18 protein-coding genes and 1 tRNA gene are annotated in these 22391 nt (G+C 65.6%); 8 read left to right on the plus strand and 11 right to left on the minus strand.

From position 1 onward, the window contains the following. Both SJY41_RS03275 and SJY41_RS03280 read left to right on the plus strand, forming a co-directional pair. Entirely contained in the window at positions 1-1632 is a 1632-nt protein-coding gene (locus tag SJY41_RS03275; protein ID WP_380779036.1) for a DUF5597 domain-containing protein, read from the plus strand. Between the two features lie 35 nt (positions 1633-1667). Next, a complete protein-coding gene (locus tag SJY41_RS03280) occupies positions 1668-4553 on the plus strand; it encodes a TIM-barrel domain-containing protein (protein WP_380779037.1) in 2886 nt (961 codons plus the stop codon). Between the two features lie 348 nt (positions 4554-4901). Here SJY41_RS03280 and SJY41_RS03285 read toward each other — a convergent pair whose 3' ends face one another. Then, the gene (locus SJY41_RS03285) at positions 4902-6527 is read right to left on the minus strand and encodes an alpha-L-fucosidase (RefSeq protein ID WP_380779040.1); all 1626 of its coding nucleotides are present in this window, start codon (positions 6525-6527) and stop codon (positions 4902-4904) included. A gap of 9 nt (positions 6528-6536) precedes the next feature. Then, on the minus strand, positions 6537-7316 hold the full coding sequence (locus tag SJY41_RS03290) for an SGNH/GDSL hydrolase family protein (RefSeq protein ID WP_380779042.1): 780 nt from the start codon (positions 7314-7316) through the stop codon (positions 6537-6539). A gap of 392 nt (positions 7317-7708) precedes the next feature. Here SJY41_RS03290 and SJY41_RS03295 point away from each other — a divergent pair, with 392 nt between their 5' ends. After that, on the plus strand, positions 7709-10534 hold the full coding sequence (locus SJY41_RS03295) for a TonB-dependent receptor (RefSeq protein WP_380779044.1): 2826 nt from the start codon (positions 7709-7711) through the stop codon (positions 10532-10534). Positions 10535-10619: 85 nt separating this feature from the next. Here SJY41_RS03295 and SJY41_RS03300 read toward each other — a convergent pair. Continuing rightward, positions 10620-10696, minus strand: a tRNA-Arg gene (locus SJY41_RS03300). A gap of 61 nt (positions 10697-10757) precedes the next feature. On the opposite strand from SJY41_RS03300, the gene SJY41_RS03305 reads away from it, so the two are divergent. After that, positions 10758-11513, plus strand: a complete 756-nt coding sequence (locus SJY41_RS03305; RefSeq protein ID WP_380779046.1) for a queuosine precursor transporter — start codon at positions 10758-10760, stop codon at positions 11511-11513. A 98-nt stretch (positions 11514-11611) separates the two neighbouring features. Here SJY41_RS03305 and purQ read toward each other — a convergent pair whose 3' ends face one another. From purQ to purC, 3 genes are read right to left on the minus strand one after another with little or no spacing between them, the layout of a single operon-like run. Next, on the minus strand, positions 11612-12280 hold the full coding sequence (gene purQ, locus SJY41_RS03310) for a phosphoribosylformylglycinamidine synthase subunit PurQ (RefSeq protein ID WP_380779049.1): 669 nt from the start codon (positions 12278-12280) through the stop codon (positions 11612-11614). Continuing rightward, entirely contained in the window at positions 12277-12507 is a 231-nt protein-coding gene (gene purS, locus SJY41_RS03315) for a phosphoribosylformylglycinamidine synthase subunit PurS (protein WP_031439802.1), read from the minus strand. Before purS ends, purQ begins: the two co-directional genes overlap by 4 nt. Beyond that, a complete protein-coding gene (gene purC, locus SJY41_RS03320; protein ID WP_056050712.1) occupies positions 12508-13287 on the minus strand; it encodes a phosphoribosylaminoimidazolesuccinocarboxamide synthase in 780 nt (259 codons plus the stop codon). Between the two features lie 344 nt (positions 13288-13631). Here purC and parC point away from each other — a divergent pair, with 344 nt between their 5' ends. Both parC and SJY41_RS03330 read left to right on the plus strand, forming a co-directional pair. Further along, complete coding sequence (gene parC, locus SJY41_RS03325) at positions 13632-15881, plus strand: DNA topoisomerase IV subunit A (RefSeq protein ID WP_380779051.1); 2250 nt, start codon at positions 13632-13634, stop codon at positions 15879-15881. A 191-nt stretch (positions 15882-16072) separates the two neighbouring features. After that, the gene (locus SJY41_RS03330) at positions 16073-17629 is read left to right on the plus strand and encodes a putative bifunctional diguanylate cyclase/phosphodiesterase (RefSeq protein ID WP_380784042.1); all 1557 of its coding nucleotides are present in this window, start codon (positions 16073-16075) and stop codon (positions 17627-17629) included. A gap of 14 nt (positions 17630-17643) precedes the next feature. Here SJY41_RS03330 and SJY41_RS03335 read toward each other — a convergent pair whose 3' ends face one another. From SJY41_RS03335 to SJY41_RS03350, 4 genes are read right to left on the minus strand one after another with little or no spacing between them, the layout of a single operon-like run. Continuing rightward, positions 17644-18867, minus strand: coding sequence for a CCA tRNA nucleotidyltransferase (locus SJY41_RS03335; protein ID WP_380779053.1), 1224 nt, complete (start codon positions 18865-18867; stop codon positions 17644-17646). After that, positions 18864-19460, minus strand: a complete 597-nt coding sequence (locus SJY41_RS03340) for a CoA pyrophosphatase (RefSeq protein WP_380779055.1) — start codon at positions 19458-19460, stop codon at positions 18864-18866. Before SJY41_RS03340 ends, SJY41_RS03335 begins: the two co-directional genes overlap by 4 nt. Further along, positions 19457-20035, minus strand: a complete 579-nt coding sequence (locus SJY41_RS03345; protein WP_380779057.1) for a DUF1285 domain-containing protein — start codon at positions 20033-20035, stop codon at positions 19457-19459. The genes SJY41_RS03340 and SJY41_RS03345 overlap by 4 nt, the downstream gene beginning before the upstream one ends. Before the next feature lie 43 nt (positions 20036-20078). Next, positions 20079-20606, minus strand: coding sequence for a GNAT family N-acetyltransferase (locus SJY41_RS03350; RefSeq protein ID WP_380779059.1), 528 nt, complete (start codon positions 20604-20606; stop codon positions 20079-20081). A gap of 193 nt (positions 20607-20799) precedes the next feature. Between SJY41_RS03350 and SJY41_RS03355 the strand changes: the two genes are divergently transcribed. Both SJY41_RS03355 and SJY41_RS03360 read left to right on the plus strand, forming a co-directional pair. Further along, positions 20800-21171: a dihydroneopterin aldolase gene (locus SJY41_RS03355; protein WP_380779061.1), complete on the plus strand. Its 372-nt coding sequence runs from the start codon at positions 20800-20802 to the stop codon at positions 21169-21171. A 4-nt stretch (positions 21172-21175) separates the two neighbouring features. Next, positions 21176-21451 (plus strand): Rossmann fold domain-containing protein, encoded by a 276-nt coding sequence (locus SJY41_RS03360; protein ID WP_380779062.1) that lies wholly within the window; start codon positions 21176-21178, stop codon positions 21449-21451. Here the strand turns inward: SJY41_RS03360 and SJY41_RS03365 are convergent. Next, positions 21448-22329 carry a hypothetical protein gene (locus SJY41_RS03365; protein ID WP_380779064.1) on the minus strand — a complete coding sequence of 294 codons (882 nt, stop codon included), beginning with the start codon at positions 22327-22329 and terminating at the stop codon, positions 21448-21450. The two genes, SJY41_RS03360 and SJY41_RS03365, sit on opposite strands and share 4 nt — an antisense overlap. Between the last annotated feature and the right edge of the window lie 62 nt (positions 22330-22391).

Here is a 22391-nt window from a genome sequence, read left to right on the forward strand (position 1 = left end):
ATGGTTCGTATGAAACGCGTGCTTGCGGGGTTGGCTCTGTCCGCATCGATGATCGCCGGCGTCGCGTCGTCGCAGACCGCCACCGAGATCCCGCGGATCGTCACCAAAGGCGGCCGGCATGCGCTGATCGTCGACGGCGCGCCGTTCCTGATGCTCGGCGCGCAGGTCAACAACAGCAGCAACTACGCGGCCGCGCTGCCGCAGGTCTGGCCGATGCTGGACCGTATCCATGCGAACACGGTCGAGATCCCGATCGCGTGGCAGCAGGTCGAGCCGGTCGAGGGCAAGTTCGACCTCAGCTTCCTTCAGACGCTGCTCGATCAGGCGCGGGCGCATGACAAGCGCGTCGTGCTGCTCTGGTTCGGGACGTGGAAGAACACTTCGCCCGGCTACACGCCGGACTGGTTCAAGGCCGACAACCGCCGTTTCCCGCGGATGAAGGCGAAGGACGGCACGGACCACTATGTCCACTCGCCGATGTTCCGCGCGACGCTGGAGGCGGACAAGCGGGCGTTCGTCGAGGTAATGCGGTATCTGAAGGCGCACGACCCGCAGAACACTGTGATCATGGTGCAGCCCGAGAACGAGGTCGGCAGCTATCGCTCGCCGCGCGACTACGGGGCGCAGGCCAATGCGGTCTTCGCAAAGCCCGTTCCGACGGAACTGGCGAAGGCGCTGAAGAAGCCGGGCGGGAGCTGGACGCAGATGTTCGGCGCGCAAGCCGACCGCGCGTTCAACACCTGGCATACCGCGCGCTTCGTCGACGAGATCGCGGCGGCGGGGAAGGCGATCAAGCCGCTGCCGATGTACGTCAACGCATCGCTGGCCGGGCCGTCGAACGTGCCCGATCCGACCGGGGTGGCGAGCGGCGGGCCGCAGCAGGACGTCCTCGACATCTGGAAGGCGGCGGCACCCGCGATCGATTTCCAGGCGCCTGACATCTACGACCGCGATGCCGCGCACGTCGCACTGTACCTCGACGCCTATGCGCGCCCCGACAACGCGCTGATGGTCCCCGAGATCGGCAACGCCAAGGAGTTCGCGCGGTTCTTCTGGGCGGCACTGGGGCGCGGTGCGATCGGCTACGCGCCGTTCGGGATGGATGACACCGGGTATTTCAACTACCCGCTCGGGGCGAAGGCGCTCGACGGCGAGACGCTCGATGCGATCGGCCTGAAATATGGCGCGCTCGCGACGATGGGGCGCGACTGGGCGAAGATCGCGTTCGAGCATCCGACCTGGGGTACGGCCAAGCCCGAAGATGGCGCGGGCCAGACCACGACGATGGGCGATTGGACGATCGCCACGAGCTATGGCGAATGGCAGTTCGGGCAGAAGGACTGGACCTGGATCAAGTCCGAACCTCCCACATGGGCGAAGGAGGCTGTCGGCGGCGTCGCGGTCGCGCAGCTGTCCCCGAACGAGTTCCTCGTGGTCGGCGATCACGTCCGCCTGAACTTCGGCACCGCCAAGGATGGTCCCAAGAACGGCTCGGTCTTCCGCGTCGAGGAGGGCCGCGTCGTCGATGGGCGCTGGGTGATGAGCCGCATCTGGAACGGCGACCAGACCGATTACGGGATCAACCTCATCACGCCGGTCATCCTGAAGGTGACCATGGGCAGCTACAAATAACGAGCGCGACGCTCGACGGTATCAAGGGGATGACGATGACGAAGGCTTTCGGTTTCGCGGTGCTGCTCGCGGGCAGCGCACTCACGCCGGCGCTGGCTCAGGCGCAGGTCGCCAGGGGTGGGTTCGCGAAGATCGCGGGCGGGATCGGCGTCGCGCCGTCGAGCGGTCCGGCGCGGTGGGTCGAGGTGACGGTGCACGGCGACGGGATCATCCATGTCGTCGCGAGTCCGACGCGCGTGGCTACCGCGCCGAGCCTGATGGTGCCGACGCCGCCGATCGCGGGTCAGTACACCGTCACGCGGGAGGGCAAGCGCGTGCTGGTCGCGACCGCGCGCGATACCGCCGAGGTCGACCTGAAGACCGGTCGTGTCCGCTTCCTCGACGCGGCCGGCAAGGTCGTGCTCGATCAGGCGGCGGCGCCCGCCTTCGCGGCCACGAGTGCCGACGGCAAGCCGTTCGTCACTGCCTCGCAGCAGTTCAATCGCGGCACGGACGAGGGGCTGTACGGCCTCGGCCAGCACCAGAACACGCAGATGGATTACAACGGCGAGGACGTCGAACTCGCGCAGCACAACATGGACATCGCCGTCCCGTTCGTCGTCTCGACGCGCAACTACGGCTTGCTGTGGGACAATGACGGCATCACCCGGTTCGGCAATCCGCGCCCCTATTCGCTGGTCGGCACCGATGGCCTGAAGGTGACGAGTGGCGGCAAGCCGGGCTTTACGGCGCAATATTATCTCGGCGACCGGCTGGCGGTGACGCAGCAGGAAGCGTCGATCAACTACCAGTTCATCAAGGATCAGGCGAAGTGGCCCGCCGCTGCCAAGGCGCAGACGGTTGCTGCCACGGGTGGCCAGAACACCGCGGGCAATGCGGTCGAGACGCAGAAGGTCGTGTGGACCGGCGACGTGACGCCCGACGTCAGCGGCGTGCACAAGTTCCAGCTCTACGGCTCGAGCTATTTCAAGGTGTTTGCGGACGGCAAGGAGGTGCTCAATCGCTGGCGCCAGAACTGGAACCCCTGGTACGCGAACTTCGATCTGCCGATGACCAAGGGCAAGCGCGTCGCGGTACGGATCGAATGGGAGCCGAACGCAGGGTATATCGCGCTGCTCCACAACAACCCGCTGGCGACGCCCGATCGCCATTCGGTGTGGTTCACCAGCGATATCGCGAAGTCGGTCAATTATTGGTACGTGCCCGGCAAGGACATGGACGAGGTCGTCGCGGGCTATCGCTCGCTCACCGGCAAGGCCGTGATGATGCCGAAATGGGCGTACGGATTCTGGCAGTCGCGCCAGCGGTACAATACGCAGGACGAGGTCGTCGACGTCGTCAAGAAATACCGCGACCTGAAGATTCCGCTCGATAACATCGTCCAGGACTGGTTCTACTGGCCCGAGAATGCCTGGGGCAGCCACCAGTTCGACAAGGCGCGTTTCCCCGAGCCGCAGAAGATGGTCGACAAGATCCACGACATGAACGCGCGCTTCATGATTTCGGTCTGGCCGAAATTCTATCCGACGACCGAGAACTACAAGGAGCTTGCGGCGAAGGGGTACACCTATCGCGGCAACCTCGACTTCAGGAACAAGGACTGGGTTGGGCCGGGCTACGCGAACACCGATTACGATCCGTATGCGCCCAAGGCTCGGACGATCTATTGGCGGCAGATTAAGGACAGCCTCGCTAAGATCGGGACGGACGCGTGGTGGCTCGATGCGAGCGAACCGGACGTGCATTCGAACCTGTCGATCCCGGAGCGGATCGCGACGATGGGCCCGACCGCGGCGGGGCCGGGCGCGCAGTATTTCAACAGCTATCCACTGGTGCATGTCGGCGCGGTCTATGACGGCTGGCGGCAGTACAAGCCCGACGTCCGGCCGTTCATCCTGACGCGCTCGGGGTTCGGCGGGTTGCAGCGCGAGGGCGCGGCGGTGTGGTCCGGCGACGTGGCGAGCCGCTGGTACGATCTGCGCGCGCAGATCTCGGCGGGCGTGAACCTGTCGATGTCGGGGATCCCGAACTGGACGCATGATATCGGCGGGTTTGCGCTGGAGGATCGTTATTCGGCCAAGACGCCAACCGCGGCGAACCTGGACGAGTGGCGCGAACTGAACCTGCGCTGGTTCCAGTTCGGCGCGTTCAGCCCCCTATTCCGCAGCCACGGGGAGTCGCCGTACCGCGAGATCTACGAGATTTCGCCGGAAGGCTCGCCGATGCGGCAGTCGATGGTGTGGTACGATCAGCTTCGCTACCGCCTGATGCCGTATATCTACACGGTCGCGGCGGACACGTGGTTCAAGGACGGCAGCATCATGCGCGGGCTGGTGATGGACTATCCGAACGACGTGCAGGCGCGGAAGGTGAACGACGAATATCTGTTTGGCGACAGCTTCCTCGTCGCGCCGGTGACCGAGTACAAGGCACGGTCGCGCGCGGTGTATCTGCCGGCGGGGACGGCGAGCTGGTATGATTTCCAGACCGGGCAGGTGTATCGCGGCGGACAGACCGTCACGGTTTCGGCGCCGTTCGAGCGGATGCCGCTGTTCGTGAAGGCGGGCGCGATCGTGCCGATGGGGCCGGTCACGCAATATGTCGACCAGAAGCCCGACGCGCCGCTGACGCTGGCGGTCTATACCGGCGCGAACGGCAGCTTCGGGCTGTACGAGGATGACGGCACCAGCGAGCAGTATCGCGGCGGGGCGTATAGCCGGATCCCGGTGACGTATGACGATACGACCGGGGTGGTGACGCTCGGCGCCCGCGAAGGGCAGGGGTATAAGGCGATGCCGGCCAGTCGGACGGTTCGGGTGAAGTGGATGACCGCCGGTCGTCCGCTGGATCTCGACGGAGCGGGCGACGCAACGGTGACGTATCGGGGGGCTGCGGTGGAGGTGAAGCGCCCGGCTAAGTAAGGGCTGCCGATGGGCCCCCGGTCATGCCGGACTTGTTCCGGCATCCACCGTACCGCGGACCAACGCCAAGTTGGAACGCGGTACGACGGCCCGGCCACTACCCGTTCCCTCGCGCCTCGCCGAACGCGCGGATCAGTGGATGCCGGAACGAGCCCGGCATGACGGTGGAGCGCTGTGAAGCCTCGGCCTGCCACGATTACCGTGCCGGACCCCGCCTCCCGCCGTCATCCCAGCGAAAGCTGGGATCTCATCGTGGAACCCTCGGCACCCGCCACGAGGATACCCCAGCTTTCGCTGGGGTGACGCTTTTTGGTGGCGTACAGTGCGGGTCAGAACTCGCCTTTGGGCCTAGGCCAGCCCGCGCCCTTCCAGCTTCAGCACCGGCACGAACCCGCCGCGCGTATTCGCGGGCATCGTCACGTGCAGCCCCTTCGCATCCTGCCGATGCGCAACCACACCGCCACCCAGTAGCGTAACCCGCTCGACCACGCCGCTATTCACCGTCCGCGCCAGCGAGCCAACCGTCGCCGCGCCCTCCGGCCAGCCGAGGAACACCGCGTACAGCGCGCCCTTGTTGGTCGTGAACCGGATGTCCTTCGGCGTAAACGGCTTCACCGTCTCGTTCTGCATCCCGGTCGGCAGGATCGTCGGGCCCTCGCCGTACCGCCGCCACGGTCGCGAACCGAAGATTGCTTCGCCGTTGATCGCGACCCAGTCCGTCATGCCGTCGAGGATATGCTCGACCTCGCTGTCGATCGAGCCGTCCCCTGGCTGCGGCACCGACAGCAGCAGGTTGCCGTTCTTCGACACCACGTCGGCCAGTCGCTGGATCACTTCCGGCGCGCTCTTGTAGCTTTTGTCGCGGAGGCGGGCGACGTTGTAGAACCAGTCGCCCAGGCACGTATCGGTCTGCCACGGCTCGTCCCAGATGTGATCGGTGTAGCCGCGCTCGACATCCTGCACGAGGCCGAAGCGCTGGTGCGGCTTCAGCTGCTTGGCGGTGAGGACGACGTCGATCTTGCCGTGCCACTGGATCGAACGGTTGTAATAGTCGGCCAGCGACTCCAGCCCGATCGGCCCGAACGGCAGCTCGTAATCGTCGAAATAGACCATGTCGGGCTTGTACTTGTCGATCAGGTCGGTCTGGCGGAGCAGCCATTTCGCCGCATAGCCGGGGGCGTCCTTCGGGCCGTGCTCCATCCACTGGCCGTCGTTCTTGTCGTGCCAGTCGTTCATCGCGGCGATGCTGTCGATGCCGTCGGGCGCCGCCATGTGCGCACCGGTGTAGAGCTGCTGCGGGTCGAGTCCGTCCCACCATTTGCCCTTGCCATCCGCCTTCCGGAGGGTGGATGCGTCGTAGCGCACGCCCTTCAGCGGGCCGGTCGGATCATACGCGTAGCCGGGCTGGTACCAGTGCCAAGCATGCGCGGCGTGGTTGGAGACGCCGAACTTCAGTCCGGCCTTCCGCGCCGCCTTCTCCCACGTACCGACGATGTCGCGCTTCGGCCCGACGCGCAGCGAGTTCCACGCGTGATAGCGGCTGTCGTAGCAGTCGAGGTTATCGTGATGGCACGCCAGCGACATGAAGTATTTCGCGCCGGCCTTCTTGTAGCGTTCGATCAACGCATCGGGGTCCCAGCGGTCCGCGGTCCAGCGGTTCTGGATGTCCATCATCCCGGTCTTGGACGGATGGCCGTAGGTCGCCAAGTGATGCTCGTACATCGGATGCCCCTGCATATACAGGAACCGGCCGTACCAGTCGCCTTGCTCTGGTACCGATTGCGGGCCCCAGTGCGACCACAGCCCGAGCTTGGCATCGCGGAACCAGTCGGGGTAGCGATACGCGTTGACCAGCGACGGCCAGTTGGGCTGCACCGGGCCGGCAGCGAGACCCATCGGGCTCTGCGCCACCGCACCACGCGCCGCTCCGAGCGCCGCCATGCCGGCAAGGACCGACCGCCTGTTGAAATCCATGATCTTTCCTTACCGGCGGCCGAGGGTCTTGGTAATCGCAGCGAGCGCGAGCGGCTTCATTACCGCGTAACCCTGCGGCGTCGGGTGGACACCGTCGCTGGCATAGCCCGGCTTCATCCCGCCGTCAGGGCCGGCAAGCGCGGTGTAATAGTCAACATAGGTAAAGCCGTTCCTGGCCGCATAGCCGCGCAGCCACCCATTGAACGCGACGATCTGCGGTGCGGGCTTCATGGCCGGGCTCCAGGGGAAGGCGGCGGCGGGGGGCGTCGAGGCCAGGATGACCTTGATACCGTGCGCGCGCGCCAGTTCGGCCATCGTCATGACGTTGCCCTGCACGGTTTCGATCGTGGCCGCGCCGGTGTTGCCGGCGATGTCGTTCGTGCCTGCCATGATGTGGACCGCGAGCGGCTTCAGCGCGAGCACGTCGGCGCGAAAGCGGACCAGCATCTGCGGCGTGGTCTGGCCGCTGATCCCGCGATCGACGAGACCATTGGTGAACAGCGTCGCGTCCGCGCCGATCCAGTTGTCGGTGATCGAATCGCCCATTAACACCACGCGAGTCCTTGCCCGGGACGCGGTCAGCGCGGCGTTCTGGTGGGCGTACCGGCAAAGCTGCCCGAAATCGCGCGTGAGCATGTGCAGCTTCCAACGATCCCAGCCCGCGCCATCGGTCGGATTGGGATGGGCCGGGCAGGGATCTGCGACGATCCCGACCGGATCGCCCGCAAAGGGATCGCCCGGTACGCTGGTCTGTGCAGCGCCACCCTGCGGCGCCAAGCCGCACACCATGGCAGCGCATACCGAACGCACAAATCGCGATTTGATCATACCGTGCCTCATCCTCAAACTCTCTATGTCTGACAATCAACCAGGGTAACCGACGATGACCGATTATGACGGAACGTTACGGTTACCACGCGACCTTGCGCTCTTGTTTAGCCCGATACCACGTAGAAAACACTCTTCCCAACCGCAAAGATCGTGGTATGACAAATCAAGGCCGTTAGCGCTATCGCTAGCTGAAGAGGTCGAAGGAGGGAACGGGCAGGATCAGTGATCCGAGCCGGGCCATCGAAACTAGAGGCGCGAAATCGCGTACCCGGATCGCAATTCGACCGGGAGCAATCGGCACCGACGCGGCGACGCGGCGTGGCCATTTCGATGTGTTGAAAGGGAAAATCATGTTCGTCCGTCCGCAGCGCCAGATCGCGCTTCGTCTGCTCGCCGGGTCCTCCGCCGCAGTGCTGGCGCTGAGCCTCGCGCCCGCCGCGCATGCGCAGGACACGACGGTTGCCACGCCGTCGGCTGCTGCTCCGGCCGCTGATGGCCAGACCGCGTCGGACGCGCAGGCGACCACCGGCGCGAACACGGCACCCAGCGGCGATCAGGGCCAGGGCGTCCAGGCGGCCGAAGCGCCCGGCGGCGACGACATCGTCGTGACCGGCGTCCGCGCGAGCCTGCGCAGCGCGCAGGCTATCAAGCGCAACTCCGATCAGATCGTCGACTCGATCGTCGCCGAAGATATCGGCAAGCTTCCCGACCGCAACGTCGCCGAAGCCCTGCAGCGCATCTCGGGTATCCAGATCCAGCGCAATTACGGCGAAGGCAGCAGCGTCGCGATCCGTGGCCTTACGCAGGTCCGCACCGAGATCAACGGCCGCGACAGCTTCACCGCGAGCGGCAGCAATGGCCTGAGCTTCGAGGACGTGCCGTCCGAACTGCTCGCGGGCGTCGACGTCTACAAGAACCCGGCGGCCGACATGATCGAGGATCAGATCAGCGGCACGATCAACCTGCGGACGCGCAAGCCGTTCGACTTTGACGGCTTCCGCGCCTCGGCGAGCGTCACCAACAGCTATTTCGACCTGCTCGGCAAGAGCAAGCCATCGGTGTCCGGATTGATCAGCGATCGCTGGAATACCGGGATCGGCGAGATCGGCATTCTGGTCGACGTCGCGTACCAGAAGACGGCGTTCCGCCAGGACGTGATATCTACCGAGCCGTTCTACACGCTCGATCCGACCAACGCGACCGATGCCGGCACGCTTGCCGCTCTGGGCCGCAGCGGACAGGTCACGACCTTGCCGCACGGCACCGGGATCGGCGAGACGCTCGGCGATCGTCGGCGCCTGGGCACCGACGTGTCGATCCAGTGGCGCCCCACCAGCACGCTGGAGTTCACGGGCGAGGTGCTGCGCTCGGACTATAAGTTCCAGTGGCAGGACTACAGCTACTTCGCCTACACCAGCGGCAGCTCGATCACGCCGCTCGCCGGCGCACCGTTCACCTTTGCGCCGAACGGTGATTTCCAGAGCGGCACGTTCGCCAACGTGCCAACGGCCTCGAACACCAGCCTGACGCGGCGCCACTCGGTCACGACCGACTATTCGCTCAACGGCAAGTGGACGCCATCGTCGAAACTGACGATTACCGCCGATGCCCAGTATGTCCGCGGCACGACCAAGAACCTGCGCTCGATCGTCTCGCTCTCGTCGACGCCGGTGACGCTGTATCAGAATATTTCGGGCGCGGTGCCGGTGGTCAACATCACCAATGCGACCAGCCTTACCGATCCGACCCAGTACGGCGTCGGTTATTATCTCGACCATATCGACGAATCGACCGCGAGCAACAAGGCGGCGCGTCTCGATGCCGAATACAAGTTCGGCGATGGTTTCCTGCAGTCGGTCAAGGTCGGCGCACGCTATGCCAACCGCAAGAACACCACGGAGGATGCCGGCTATCGCTTCGTGTATCTGGGGCGTGGGATCGGAGCGGGAGACCAGGAAGTCGCCGATCTGAGCGACTTCTTCCGTGGCCAGGCGAATCTGTTCGGCAACGTCCTCGCCTTCCCGGCCTCGACGACGCTCGACTATGATGCGACGCTCGCACAGCTCGGGATCACCTCGAAGGTCGCCTATACGCCGACCAGCCTGAACGAGCAGAGCCAGAAGACCTATACCGGCTACGCGACCGCCAAGTTTGCCGCCAACGACCTGTCGATGCCGATCGACGGCACGGTCGGTCTCCGTGTGGTGCGGACCGAGCTGAACACATCGGGCTTCTACGCGATCAGCAGCTACAATGCGGCTACCGGCACGAACAACGACCCGACCTTTTCCGCGATCGACTTCACGCGGAAATACACCTCGTTTCTGCCCAGCGTGAACATCCGCCTGCACATCACCGACAATCTGCAGGCTCGCGTGGCTGCCTCGCGCGCGGTGTCGCGTCCGACCTTCACGCAGCTGAACCCGAGCCTTCAGATCAACGCGCCGTCGCCGATCACGCAGGCGCCGTACACCGCAAGTGGTGGCAACCCGTTCCTGAAGCCGCTGACGGCAAACCAGCTCGACGGCTCGCTCGAATGGTATTTCGCCAAGGCTGGTTCGTTGACCGGCGCGGTGTTCTACAAGAAGGCGAAGAACTTCATCCAGACTGCCGTGGCAGACCGTGTCGTCACGTTCGATGATGGTACGAGCGCGACCTACCAGGTCACGTCCTATCTCAACGGCGACAAGGGCACGATCAAGGGCTTCGAAGTCGCATACAACCAGTTCTTCGACTTCCTGCCGGCACCGCTTGACGGGTTCGGGGTGCAGGCTAACTTTACCTATGTCGACAGCAAGGCGCCGAGCCCGTCGGCCTCGGATACCGCCGGTAACGCACTGTCGGTACCGCTCGAGCTGCTCTCGAAGTACAGCTACAATCTCGTCGGTATCTACGAGAAGGGAAAGCTGTCGGCGCGCGCCGCTTATAACTGGCGCAGCAAGTATGTCGTGACGACCGCGGGCAACGGTACGGGCGCACTGCCAATCATCAACAAGGGGTTCGGCCAGCTCGACGCGTCGGTGAACTACAACGTCACCGACCATTTCTCGCTGGGCGTCGATGGCACCAACCTGCTGGACACGCGCCGCGCGACCTATTTCGGCGTCGAGACCCGTCCCCGCGACGTGCAGCTCAACGATCGTCGTATCAGCGGAACGGCACGCATCACCTTCTGATCCTCCTCTTTCACTATCTCTCCCCCCGACTGGCCGGATCTCACGATCCGGCCATTTTTTGTCGTGTCGAGGAGAACGGAAAGATTGGCGCGCCCGGAGGGGTTCGAACCCCCGACCGAGGAGGTAGAAGCTCCTTGCTCTATCCAGCTGAGCTACGGGCGCGCGCTGCGGCGACGACTAGCGCGGATTGTGCGGGCTTGGAACCTCGATCATAACCCGCTGCATGGATATTGATGTGGATGGGGGGCGGGGGCCCGAACCGGTTGCCGCGAGTGCGGTGTCAGGCGGGCAGTTTCGCTATTACGACTTCGTGATGGCGGCGTTCGTCACGATCCTGCTGCTGTCGAACGTGATCGGTGCGGGCAAGCGCGCGGTCATCGACCTGCCCTGGATCGGCGCATGGCCGTTCGGCGCGGGCATCCTGTTCTTCCCGGTGAGCTATGTGATCGGCGATATCCTGACCGAGGTGTACGGGTACGCGCGGGCGCGGCGCTGCATCTGGGCGGGGTTCGGCGCGATGCTGTTCATGGTGTTCATGTCGGCGGTCGTCGTCGCGTTGCCGCCCGACGCCGGGTGGACGGGCCAGGCCGCGTACGAGTCCGTGTTCGGACAGGTGCCGCGGATCGTGCTCGCGTCGATCTGCGCGTTCTGGGTAGGGGAATTCGCCAACAGCTTCGTGCTGGCGCGGATGAAGATCTGGACGCAGGGTCGCATGCTGTGGACCCGGACGATCGGCAGCACGGTGGTCGGGCAGGCGTTCGACAGCCTGATCTTCTACCCGCTCGCCTTTTACGGCGCGCCGGACTGGCCGGTCGAGGCGATGCTGATGGTGATGGTCAGCCAGTTCTTGCTGAAGGTATCGTGGGAGGTGTTGCTGACGCCGCTGACCTATGTCGCGGTCGGGTGGCTGAAGCGCCGCGAAGGCGTCGACGTGTACGACCGGGGGACGGATTTCTCGCCGTTCCGCACACGGGTTTGACGCCTCGACCTTGACCGTTCTCCCGCGCATGCGGGAGTCCAGGGTCACGGTCGATGTGGGTGGTATCCCGGGCCTCCGCTTTCGCGAGGGAACAAGGGTCAGGCGTTGACCGCTTCGAGCAGGCCCTTGAACAAACGACGACCATCGGTGCCACCGTGGGCCGCCTCGATACGACGCTCCGGATGCGGCATCATGCCGAGCACGTTGCCCTTGTCGTTGAGCAATCCGGCGATGTTGCGCGCCGAGCCGTTGACGCTCTCGGCATACCGGAACGCCACGCGGCCTTCGCCTTCGAGGCGGTCGAGCGTCTCGGTGTCGGCGAAATAGTTGCCGTCGTGGTGCGCGACCGGGAACGAGACCTGCTCGCCGGCGGAATAGCCCGACGTGAAGGTCGAACTCGCGGTCTCGACGGTCAGCGCGACATCGCGGCAGACGAAGTTCAGCCCCTCGTTGCGCATCAGCGCACCGGGCAGCAGTCCGGCTTCGGTCAGCACCTGGAAGCCGTTGCAGATACCGAGCACGGGAAGGCCCTTGCCAGCCTGCTCGACGACCGCACGCATGATCGGCGAGCGTGCCGCGATCGCGCCCGAGCGGAGATAATCGCCGTACGAGAAGCCACCGGGCACCGCGACCAGGCCGACATCCGCCGGCAGGTCGGCGTCACCGTGCCAGACCATCAGCGGCTTGACGCCGGTCACCGCTTCCAGTGCGACGGCAATGTCGCGGTCGCAGTTGGAGCCCGGGAAGACGATGACCGCGGTCTTCATGCTTTTTCCACGCGGTAGTTCTCGATCACCGTGTTGGCGAGCAGCTTGCGGCACATGCCGTCGATGGTCGCGTCGTCGGTGTCGTCGGCGACTTCCAGTTCGATCAGCTTGCCCTGGCGGACGTCCTGCACGCCGTCGAAGCCAAGGCTGCCGAGTGCGTGGTGGATCGCCCGGCCCTGCGGATCGAGCACGCCGGGCTTCAATGTCACGAAAACCTTGAGTTTCATCTACTTGCCCCGGTTCTTGCGATGCTTTTCGAGGTCGAGGACGGCGTTGTCGGCACCCTCGGGCAGCAGGCCGAGACGGCGTGCGACCTCCTGATACGCCTCGACTTCGCCGCCGAGATCGCGACGGAAGCGATCCTTGTCCATCTTCTCGTTGGTTTCCATGTCCCACAGGCGGCAGCCATCGGGGCTGATCTCGTCGGCGAGGATGATACGACCGAAGTCGTTGTCGAAGATGCGACCGAATTCGAGCTTGAAGTCGACGAGGCGGATGCCGACGCCGGCGAACAGCCCGCACAGGAAATCGTTCACGCGGATCGCGAGGTCGGCGATGTCGTGCATCTCCTCCTGGCTCGCCCAGCCGAACGCGGCGATGTGTTCGTCGGAGATCATCGGATCGCCGAGCGCATCGTCCTTGTAGTAATATTCGATGATCGTGCGGGGCAGCTTGGTGCCCTCCTCGATCCCGAGGCGCGTCGAGATCGAGCCGGCGGCGACGTTGCGCACGACGACTTCGATCGGGACGATCTCGACCTGGCGGATCAGCTGCTCGCGCATGTTGAGGCGGCGGATGAAGTGCGTCGGCACGCCGATATGATCGAGCAGCGTGAAGATATGCTCGGAAATCCGGTTGTTGAGCACGCCCTTGCCGTTGATCGTGCCCTTTTTCTGGGCGTTGAACGCGGTCGCGTCGTCCTTGAAATACTGGATCAGCGTGCCTGGCTCGGGACCCTCGTAGAGGATCTTGGCCTTGCCTTCGTAGATCTGGCGGCGGCGAGCCATGCGCGGTCCCCTGCAATTTGAGCGGCGAAAATTGAGCGGCCCCGGCCCACGCGACACCGATCGCGGAGCCGAGGCCGGGATAGGCCGCGCCTATAGGCGAAGGGCGCGGGGGGTGCAATCAGTAGCGGGCATCGCTGACGCTATCGCTGCGCCCGAGCAGTTTCAGCCACGATCGACGACCCCGACCCAGGCAGAGCAGGTACATTATCGCGAGGCGGATCACGGTGTTGGCGTAGCCCGCGTGGTTCGCAGCTTCATGCCGGCATCTGACGCTCGCGGGCAAGGCGGCGGCCGGCGCGCGTTCATGCTTTGATCGTACGTTCGCGACTGCTATCGGGTCCGTGATGGCCTCCGATTTCAAAGACCCGTTCGACTCAATCGTCGATGCCCCGTTCGACAGCGCATTGTCCGAGCGGTACCTTGTCTATGCGCTGTCGACGATCACGGCCCGCTCGCTCCCGGACGTGCGCGACGGGATGAAGCCGGTGCATCGCCGCCTTTTATGGGCGATGCGGTTGCTCAAGCTCGATCCGGCGCAAGGCTACAAGAAGTGCGCGCGGGTCGTCGGCGACGTCATCGGTAAATACCATCCGCATGGCGACCAGTCGGTCTACGACGCGATGGTGCGCTTGGCGCAGTCGTTCGCGATGCGGTATCCGCTGGTCGACGGGCAGGGTAATTTCGGCAACATCGACGGCGATAACGCGGCCGCCTATCGCTACACCGAGGCGCGACTGACGCAGGTCGCGATCGACCTGATGGATGGGCTCGACGAGGACGCGGTCGCCTATCGCCCGACGTACAATGGCGAGGATCACGAGCCCGAGCTGTTCCCGGGGCTGTTTCCGAACCTGCTGGCGAACGGCGCGAGCGGGATTGCGGTCGGCATGGCGACGAGCATTCCGCCGCACAACGCGGCCGAGCTGCTGGAGGCGGCGATCGTCCTGATCGACACGCCGGACGCGGACGATGCGGCGATCCTGCAACATGTGAGGGGGCCAGACTTTCCGACCGGCGGGCTGGTGGTCGATCCGCCTGCCGTGATCCGCGAATCCTATGCGACCGGGCGTGGCGGCTTCCGCGTCCGGGCGCGCTGGGAAACCGAGCGGGAGAAGGGCGGCGGCTGGCAGCTGATCGTCACCGAGATTCCGTACGGCGTGCAGAAGGGCAAGCTGATCGAGCAGATCGCCGATCTGATCAACGCCAAGCGTCTGCCGATTCTCGCCGACGTGCGCGATGAATCCGACACCGAGATCCGCATCGTGCTCGAGCCGCGCAGCCGCACGGTCGATCCGCAGATCCTGATGGACGGGCTGTTCCGGCTGACCGATCTCGAAACGCGGATCAGCCTCAACCTCAACGTGCTCGACAAGGATCGCACCCCGCGCGTGATGTCCTTGCGCGAGGCGCTGGCGGCGTGGGTCGATCACCAGTTCGTCGTGCTGCGCCGGCGGACCGAGCACCGGCTCGCGAAGATCGCCGACCGCGTCGAACTGCTCGACGGATACCTGATCGCGTATCTCAACCTCGACCGGGTGATCGAAATCATCCGCACCGAGGACGAGCCGAAGAAGGTGATAATCGCCGAGTTCGCGCTGACCGATCGTCAGGCGGAAGCGATCCTGAACATGCGGCTGCGGTCGCTGCGGCGGCTGGAAGAGTTCGAGATCAAGACCGAGCGCGACAAGCTCGACAAGGAGCAGGCGACGCTGGCGGCGCTGCTGGCCGACCCGAAGAAACAGCGCGCACGGATGAAGCGCGACATGGCGAAGATCCGCGACCGTTATGGGCTGGAGACCGTGCTCGGCAAGCGGCGCACGACGATCGAGGAGGCCGCGCCGACCCGCGACATTCCGCTGGAGGCGATGATCGAGCGCGAGCCGATCACGGTGATCCTGTCGCAGCGCGGCTGGATTCGGGCGATGCGCGGGCACAACGACCTGGCGAGCCCCGAAGCGCTGAAGTTCAAGGAAGGCGATGGCCCGGCGTTCGCGTTCCATGCGCAGACCACCGACAAGTTGTTGCTCGCGGCCGAGAACGGGCGATTTTATACGCTGGCAGCGGACAAGCTGCCCGGTGGCCGCGGGTTCGGCGAGCCGGTTCGCGCGATGATCGATCTCGACGGCAGCATCGGCATCGTCGCGTTGCTGCCCGCGAGCAAGCATCCCAAGTTGCTGGTGGTGGCGACCGACGGGCGTGGCTTCTCGGTCAGTTCGGCCGAAGTGATCGCCGAGACGCGCAAGGGCAAGACGGTCGTGACGCCGCGGCCCGGTGCGCATCTCAAGATCGTGCGGCCGATCGGACCGAACGACGATTACGTCGCGGCAATCGGCGACAACCGGAAGATGCTGGTGTTCCCGCTCGCCGAGCTGGTCGAGATGACCCGCGGGCAGGGGTTGCAGCTCCAGCGGTACCGCGACGGTGGACTGGCGGACGCGATCACCTTCGTCTTTGCCGACGGTCTCAGTTGGGCGATGGGCGGCGGTACCGGGCGGACACGCACCGAATCGGATCTCGGACCATGGCGCGCGGCGCGTGGTGCGGCGGGCCGGATGCCGCCAACCGGCTTCCCGCGCGACAATCGCTTCGGATAATGGTTTCGAAAGGTCCCGGTAGCGGTCCTTTAGAGCCTCTTAACGAAGGGTCGATACGCGGGGGCATGCCCTTGTCAGCCCGCGAAGACACATTGCAGCCAATCGTGGCAACCCAGTTGCAGCCAATCGTCGCAGCCGAGCTGGTCGCGCGGGCGCTGGAACTCATCCCGATTCCCGCGGTGCACGTCGTGATGGTCGGCCGGCGCTTCGATCTGTTCGCGATGAACCGCGCCTATCGGCTGGCGGGGCTGGGTGTCGTTGCGGAGCGGTCGCCGATGATCGCCGAGCTTGGCGACCGTATCTCTGCATTCCTCGAATCGCCGCATATCCGCTCGGATTTCGAATGGATGCTGGGCGACGAGATCGATTGTCGGCACTACCGCGTGACGATGGCACGGTCCAATGCGGTTTTTCGCGACCGCTGCACGATCAGTTTCATCGACCAGACGTCGCAAATCCAGACCGAGCGCAGCCTGCGCCGGGAAATGACGACGGACAGCCTGACCGGGTTGCTGAACCGGGAGGGCTTCGCCGACCTGATCGAAGGGATCGACGACCATGCGGCCAGCGTCGTGCTGGCGATCGACATCGATCGGTTCGGTCGTCTGAACTCCTGTCTCGGATCGCTGGCGGGTGACGAGTTGCTGATCACCGTCGCCAGGCGGATCAAGGGCGCGTTGCGTGGCCGCGACACGCTGGCCCGGATTGGTGGCGACCAGTTCGGGATCCTGATGCGGATCGACGACGATCGGGACGAGGCCCAGGCGCTGGCGGTGCGGATCCAGCGAACGCTGACCACGCCGTTTCGCCTCACCGATTACGAGATCGGTGTCGAATGCTCGGTCGGTATCGCGTATGGTGCCGACGAGCCGGGGGACATCGCCGAGTTGGTCCGCCACGCCCAGTTCGCGGTGAAACGCGCAAAGGTAAGCGGCCACGCGGAGAGCTATCAGAGGCAGGATTTCGCGATCGCCCGGGCGCAGTTCGGCATGGAGACGGCGTTACGTCGCGCGATCGAGAACCGCGAGTTGCGGCTTGCTTATCAACCGATCTGCGACCTGGCGACTGGCCGGATCGTGTCGTTCGAGGCGCTGGCGCGGTGGACCGACGAAAGCGGCAGGGATCATTCTCCGACCGAATTCATCGCAGTCGCAGAGGATGCAGGGTTGATCGTGCCGCTTGGTCGCTGGGCGATCGAAGAAGCGGCGCAGACCTTGGCACGGTGGGATGCACGTGCGGGCGGGCCGTGCGGCGTCAACCTGGCGGTGAACCTGTCCGCGATCCAGCTGCAGCGGGACGCGATCGCGCCCGTCCTACAGGCCGCGCTCGACTCGACGGGCCTGTCGGGGGACCGGTTCACGCTGGAGTTGACGGAAAGCGCGATCGTGACCGATCCCGACCGGATCACCGGCACGATGCACGCGCTGAAGGCACTCGGCACGACGCTGGCGATGGACGATTTCGGTACGGGCTATTCGAACCTCGCCTATCTGCAGAAGCTGCCGATCGACGTGTTGAAGATCGATCGCAGCTTCGTGACGGGAATGCTGGCGGACCGCGACAAGGTATCGATCGTCCGCGCGATTCTCAGCCTGGCGCAGGCACTGGGCATGAAGACAACCGCCGAGGGGATCGAGACGATCGAACTGGCGCAGACGCTCACGGCGCTCGGCTGCACCTATGGCCAAGGCTATCACTATGCGCGGCCGCTCGAAGCGGATGCGGCCTATGCGATGATCGGACGCTGACCCGCGGGATCAGCCTACCGTAAGGCCTCGGCCACCAGCTGATCGGCAATCGTCGCGACCCGTGCTTTATCGGGAAAACCCTCCGCGATCCACCGGGTCTCGACCTGGCGGAGCATTGCCGCGACGTCCGGGCCCTTGCGCAAACCGCGCTCCACCAGCGCGCCGCCGGAGAACGGAAAGGGGGGGGGGGCCCAACCGACGATCGACGACACGTCCTCGCCGGCGATGAGCAGGCGGTCGACCGCGTTCGCCGGGCCAACACGATATGCCAGCGCAAGCGGCCCTTCGTCGCCGGGACCTCCCGTCGCCGCGATCAGTCGCTTGCGATCGACGTTGGAGAGCTTCAGTCGCGCGCCGACGGCTTCGGCGGCCGCGGGCGCTATCACCGCGGCGAGCCGCCGGATCGGATCCGGAAGGATGCCGGCGGCTGCTTCCCGGTCCGCGAGCAGCGCGAGGCGCGCGGTTCCGGCGGCGTCGATCTCGGGCAGGACCGCACGGAAGATGCCGCGGTCGACCATCAGTCCGACAACCGGGACCGCGTTGGCGGCCACCAACAGCTTCAGGACTTCGCTGGCCACGCGTTCGCGCGAAAGCGCCATGAGGTCGTTGGCGCGCGTCGTGCAGGCATCGAGACCGGCCTGGTCGATCGCGTTCTGATCGGGCGGACCGAACCGGGCGTGGAAGCGGAAGAACCGCAGGATCCGCAGATGATCTTCGGCGATGCGTCGCAACGGATCGCCGATGAAGCGGACGCGACGCGCCGCGAGATCGTCGAGCCCGTTGAAATAATCGACGATCTCGCCGGTGACCGGGTCGGCATAGAGCGCGTTCATCGTGAAGTCGCGGCGGGCGGCGTCCTCGCGCCAATCGTCGGTATAGGCGATGATCGCGTGACGCCCGTCCGTCGAGACGTCGCGGCGCAGCGTCGTCACCTCGACCGGCCCGCCAGGGGTGACGGCGGTGATGGTGCCATGCGCCAGGCCGGTCGGAACGGCCTTGATGCGCGCATCCTGAAGCCGTTCGATCACCTCCTGCGGCGGCAGGCGGGTCGCGATGTCGATATCGGCAACGTCCATACCAAGCAACGTGTCGCGCACCGCGCCGCCGACGAAGCGCGAGTCTCCATCGGCAGCCCCGAGCACCGTGGCGAGCGCGTCGAGTCCCGCGCGCGCGCGCCAGGCAGCGTCCGGCAGGATCATGACGTCGGTGGCCTGCAGTGCGTCTCGACTGGTCGTCATGACCAGCGCAGCCGGCGCGCAAGGTTGACGATCATCGCCGCGGTCGCACCCCAGATGCGGCGGTCGTCCCACATGATTTCGTAATAATGCCGGTCATGGCCTTGCCACTCCACCGTCGCCTCGACGTGGTTCGCGGTATCGAGCAGGAATGCGAGCGGCACCTCGAACACGCTGGCGACCTCGGCTTCGCTTCGACTGAATACCAGGTCGGGCGGGATGACGCCGATCACCGGCGTCACCTGGAAGCCGGTGATGGTACGATAGCCGTCGGCCTCGCCGATCACCGTCACCCGCTCGCGGGGGAGGGCGATCTCTTCTTCGGCTTCGCGCAGGGCGGCGGTCACGACGTCCTCGCCCGGGTCGATCCGGCCGCCCGGAAACGCGATCTGGCCGGGGTGCCGGCTCATGGTCTCGGTACGCTGCGTGAGGATGACGCCGGGATCGGCGCGATCGGTGACGGCGATCAGGACGGCGGCAGGCAGCACGGTATCGGTCGGCGCCAGGTCGCGGTCCTGCTGGTCGCCCGTAAGCAGAACCATGTGCGAGCCTGCGCCCATCGCCAACGCAGCCGTCAGCCGTTTGGCAAGCGTCACGCCGATGCTTCCAGGGGAAAGAACGCGCCATCGCTCCAGATGCCGGGCGGTGTCGCGCCGTCGGCAAGCGCCCGCTCTGCGAGTTCGTAATAGACCGACCGCGCGACCAGCGCTTCCATGCCGCCGCGCACCGCGAGATAGGGACGGGGTCCACCTTCGGCGTCGGTCGGATCCGGTACGAAACGCAGTGGATGCTCGGGTCCCGCGGTGACGAGGTCGCCGGTATTGAGCCGGAAGGCGAGCTTGGACTCGGGCCCGGCGCCGTCGGCCTTCATCTCGACGGCGATGAACGGTGCGTCCTCGACGACGATGTCGAGCTTTTCGACCGGCGTGACCAGGACATGGCTGCCATCCGGTTCGCGCCGCAGGATCGTCGAGAACAGCCGCACCATCGCCGGGCGGCCGATCGGCGAACCCTGGTGATACCAGGTACCGTCGCGCGCGATGCGCATCTCGCTGTCGCCGCAATGCGTGGGGTTCCACTTCTCGACGGGCGGCAGCTTGGCCTCCTCGACCAGCTTGGCGATCTCTGCCAGGCTGAGCGAGGCGATGTCGGCGATGGGATCCATGGGCATCGCGGCGGACTAGGCGGGCAGGGCGGCGAGGTAAAGCCGCGGTTTACGCCGACGCGGTCAGTTGCGCAGCCACAGGCGCGCGCGGTCCGAGCATGCCGCCGGTATCCGGAACCGCGCGACCACGTGCGAGCAAGCGGTGACGCTCGACCGGACCGGGGGCCTGCCACCGTCCGGTACGCTCGGCCGTGAAGTCGAAGAAACGGCCATAATAGTCGGGATCCCCGATCAACATGAGCGCATCGTCGAGATGTTCGGTCGCGGCGGCATCGAGCGCGCGGGTCATCAGGCTGCGGCCAATGCCGTCACCCTGATGGGCGGGTTCGACCGCGACCGGTCCGAGCATCACGAGCGGGACCTCGCCGTCGTCGCCGATCAGCGCGATCGGCCAGCACTGGATCGACCCGACCAGGATGCCGTCCTCGACCGCGGCGAAGCTGAGCGCTGCGATCGATCCGCTCCGTCCGCGGATGGTGTAGGCGGTCCGTTGAAACCGCCCGGGACCGAACGCCGAATCGAGTAACGTCTCGACCAGGGTCGCATCGATCGTGTCGAGAGGGACGAGCTTGATCACCGGCATCTCCTGCCCCGGGCGCGGCGCGCTTGGATGTAGGGGGCTGCGCGCTTTACCCTCGACCCGCTGGAACGCAAGCATCGAACGCCGGAGCGTTGCCGCGTGAGGTGAGACTGCCGATGCCGGGACCGGAATGACGGCGCCGGACGGACTTCGCCTTCCTTCTCGTCGCTCGTCTGCTAGAGGCGCGTGGATGGAAGACAGTCTCCAACTCGAAGTGCATGATCTCGAAGTGCAGGTCCTGACCGGCATCTATTCGGAAGAGACGCACCTTCCGCAGCCGCTGCGGATATCGCTCACCATCGACATGGTATGCCCCAGGCGTTTCGCGCCGGACACGCCGCTGTCGGCGTCGAAGAATTATCTCGACCTGAAGAACGCGGCGACGACGGCGCTGCCACCGGGCGTGCATTTCACGCTGATCGAGGGGGTTGCAGACCATATCTGCGAGACGCTGTTCCTGCAGGATGCCCGCGTGCTGCGCGTGAAAGTGAAGATCGTGAAACTGGCGATCGCGGAGGCCGGCGAATCGATCGGCATCACGCTCGTCCGTCACCGCCGCTGACGGCATGCGCCTGACGCTTCAACCGGGCGACGACATCGTTGCAATGGTCCGCGGTACGGATACCGAGTCGGTCGTCGTCGTCGTTCCACCTCTGGCGGACGGTCTGGCGACCGCGCTGGCCCGCGCGGCGATCGGCCCGCTGGCCATCGAATGCGCGCCCCATCGTCGGCTCAACGCGGTCTTCGTGCACGAGAATGCCAGCGCGACTAACGTCGACGCCGCCATAGTCTTTCTCGAACAGGCCCGGTCCACGACCGGGCAGATACTCGACCTCGCCTAAACCTTGCGCGTCCGCCCGCAGGGGCCGAGCGCATTCAGGACGAACGCATAGTCTTCCCGCGCGATCCCGGCATCGGCAGGATCGACCGCGGCGGTGCTATGCTCAGGGAGCGTACGGGGAAGCGCGCACGCCATCCGGTACCATAGCAGCGTGTCCGGCGCGGGCGGCGTCGCGGCCTCGTCGACGATCTCGCTGAGCGCGACCGCCCAGCGCGGCTGTTCACCAGGACGGCGGAGGATCGACAGCGAAACCGGGCGCTGGTCCGACGTCGTCAGGAATATCTGGGTTTCGCCTTCGCCCGGCAACGCGCCGGCGACGTGGAACGCATTGCCGACGCCCGTAATCACCGGCGGTGCGTCGGTCGCCAGCGCAGCCTGCGCGATCTGCCGCACCAGCGCGTCCGAACCCGGTGTCCATTCCAGCTGCGCGTCGGGCGCGACGAGCTGGACCTGGCCGGCGGCGCCCGCGACGACGCGCGCGAACAGCAGCACGCGCGCCTTCTTGAATTTGGGTATGCGGCCACGCGAATCGGGGGCGACGTCAAGCAGATAACCGATTCGCGGTGCGAGGCCGCCGGCGCCGCGGACCAGCGCGGTCACGTCGACCTCGACGTATAAGCGTACGAGCCCGGGCGCCAGGTTGGGCGCTTCGGCTGGCTTGATCCGGGTCGTCGAGCGAATCGTAGCGTCGGCGATTACCGGCGCGGACAGCACGAGATCGGCCATGTCGGCGTAGCCCGGACCGGCGGCCGCGGCAGGACGACCGACCGGAAGCGATCCGGCGGCGTCCCGCGCGGTCGGGGTAGCCTCGGGTCTCTCCGATTGAAGGGCGAGGGCAGGTAGGGCCGGCGCCAGGATTGCAGCCAGCGCGACGGTCATGGAAAGCGCGAGTTTCATCGCGCCGGGCTACGCGATCGAAGCTGAACGATACAGAAATAATT

This window comes from Sphingomonas sp. R86520 (assembly GCF_042466285.1).
GTDB lineage: Bacteria > Pseudomonadota > Alphaproteobacteria > Sphingomonadales > Sphingomonadaceae > Sphingomonas.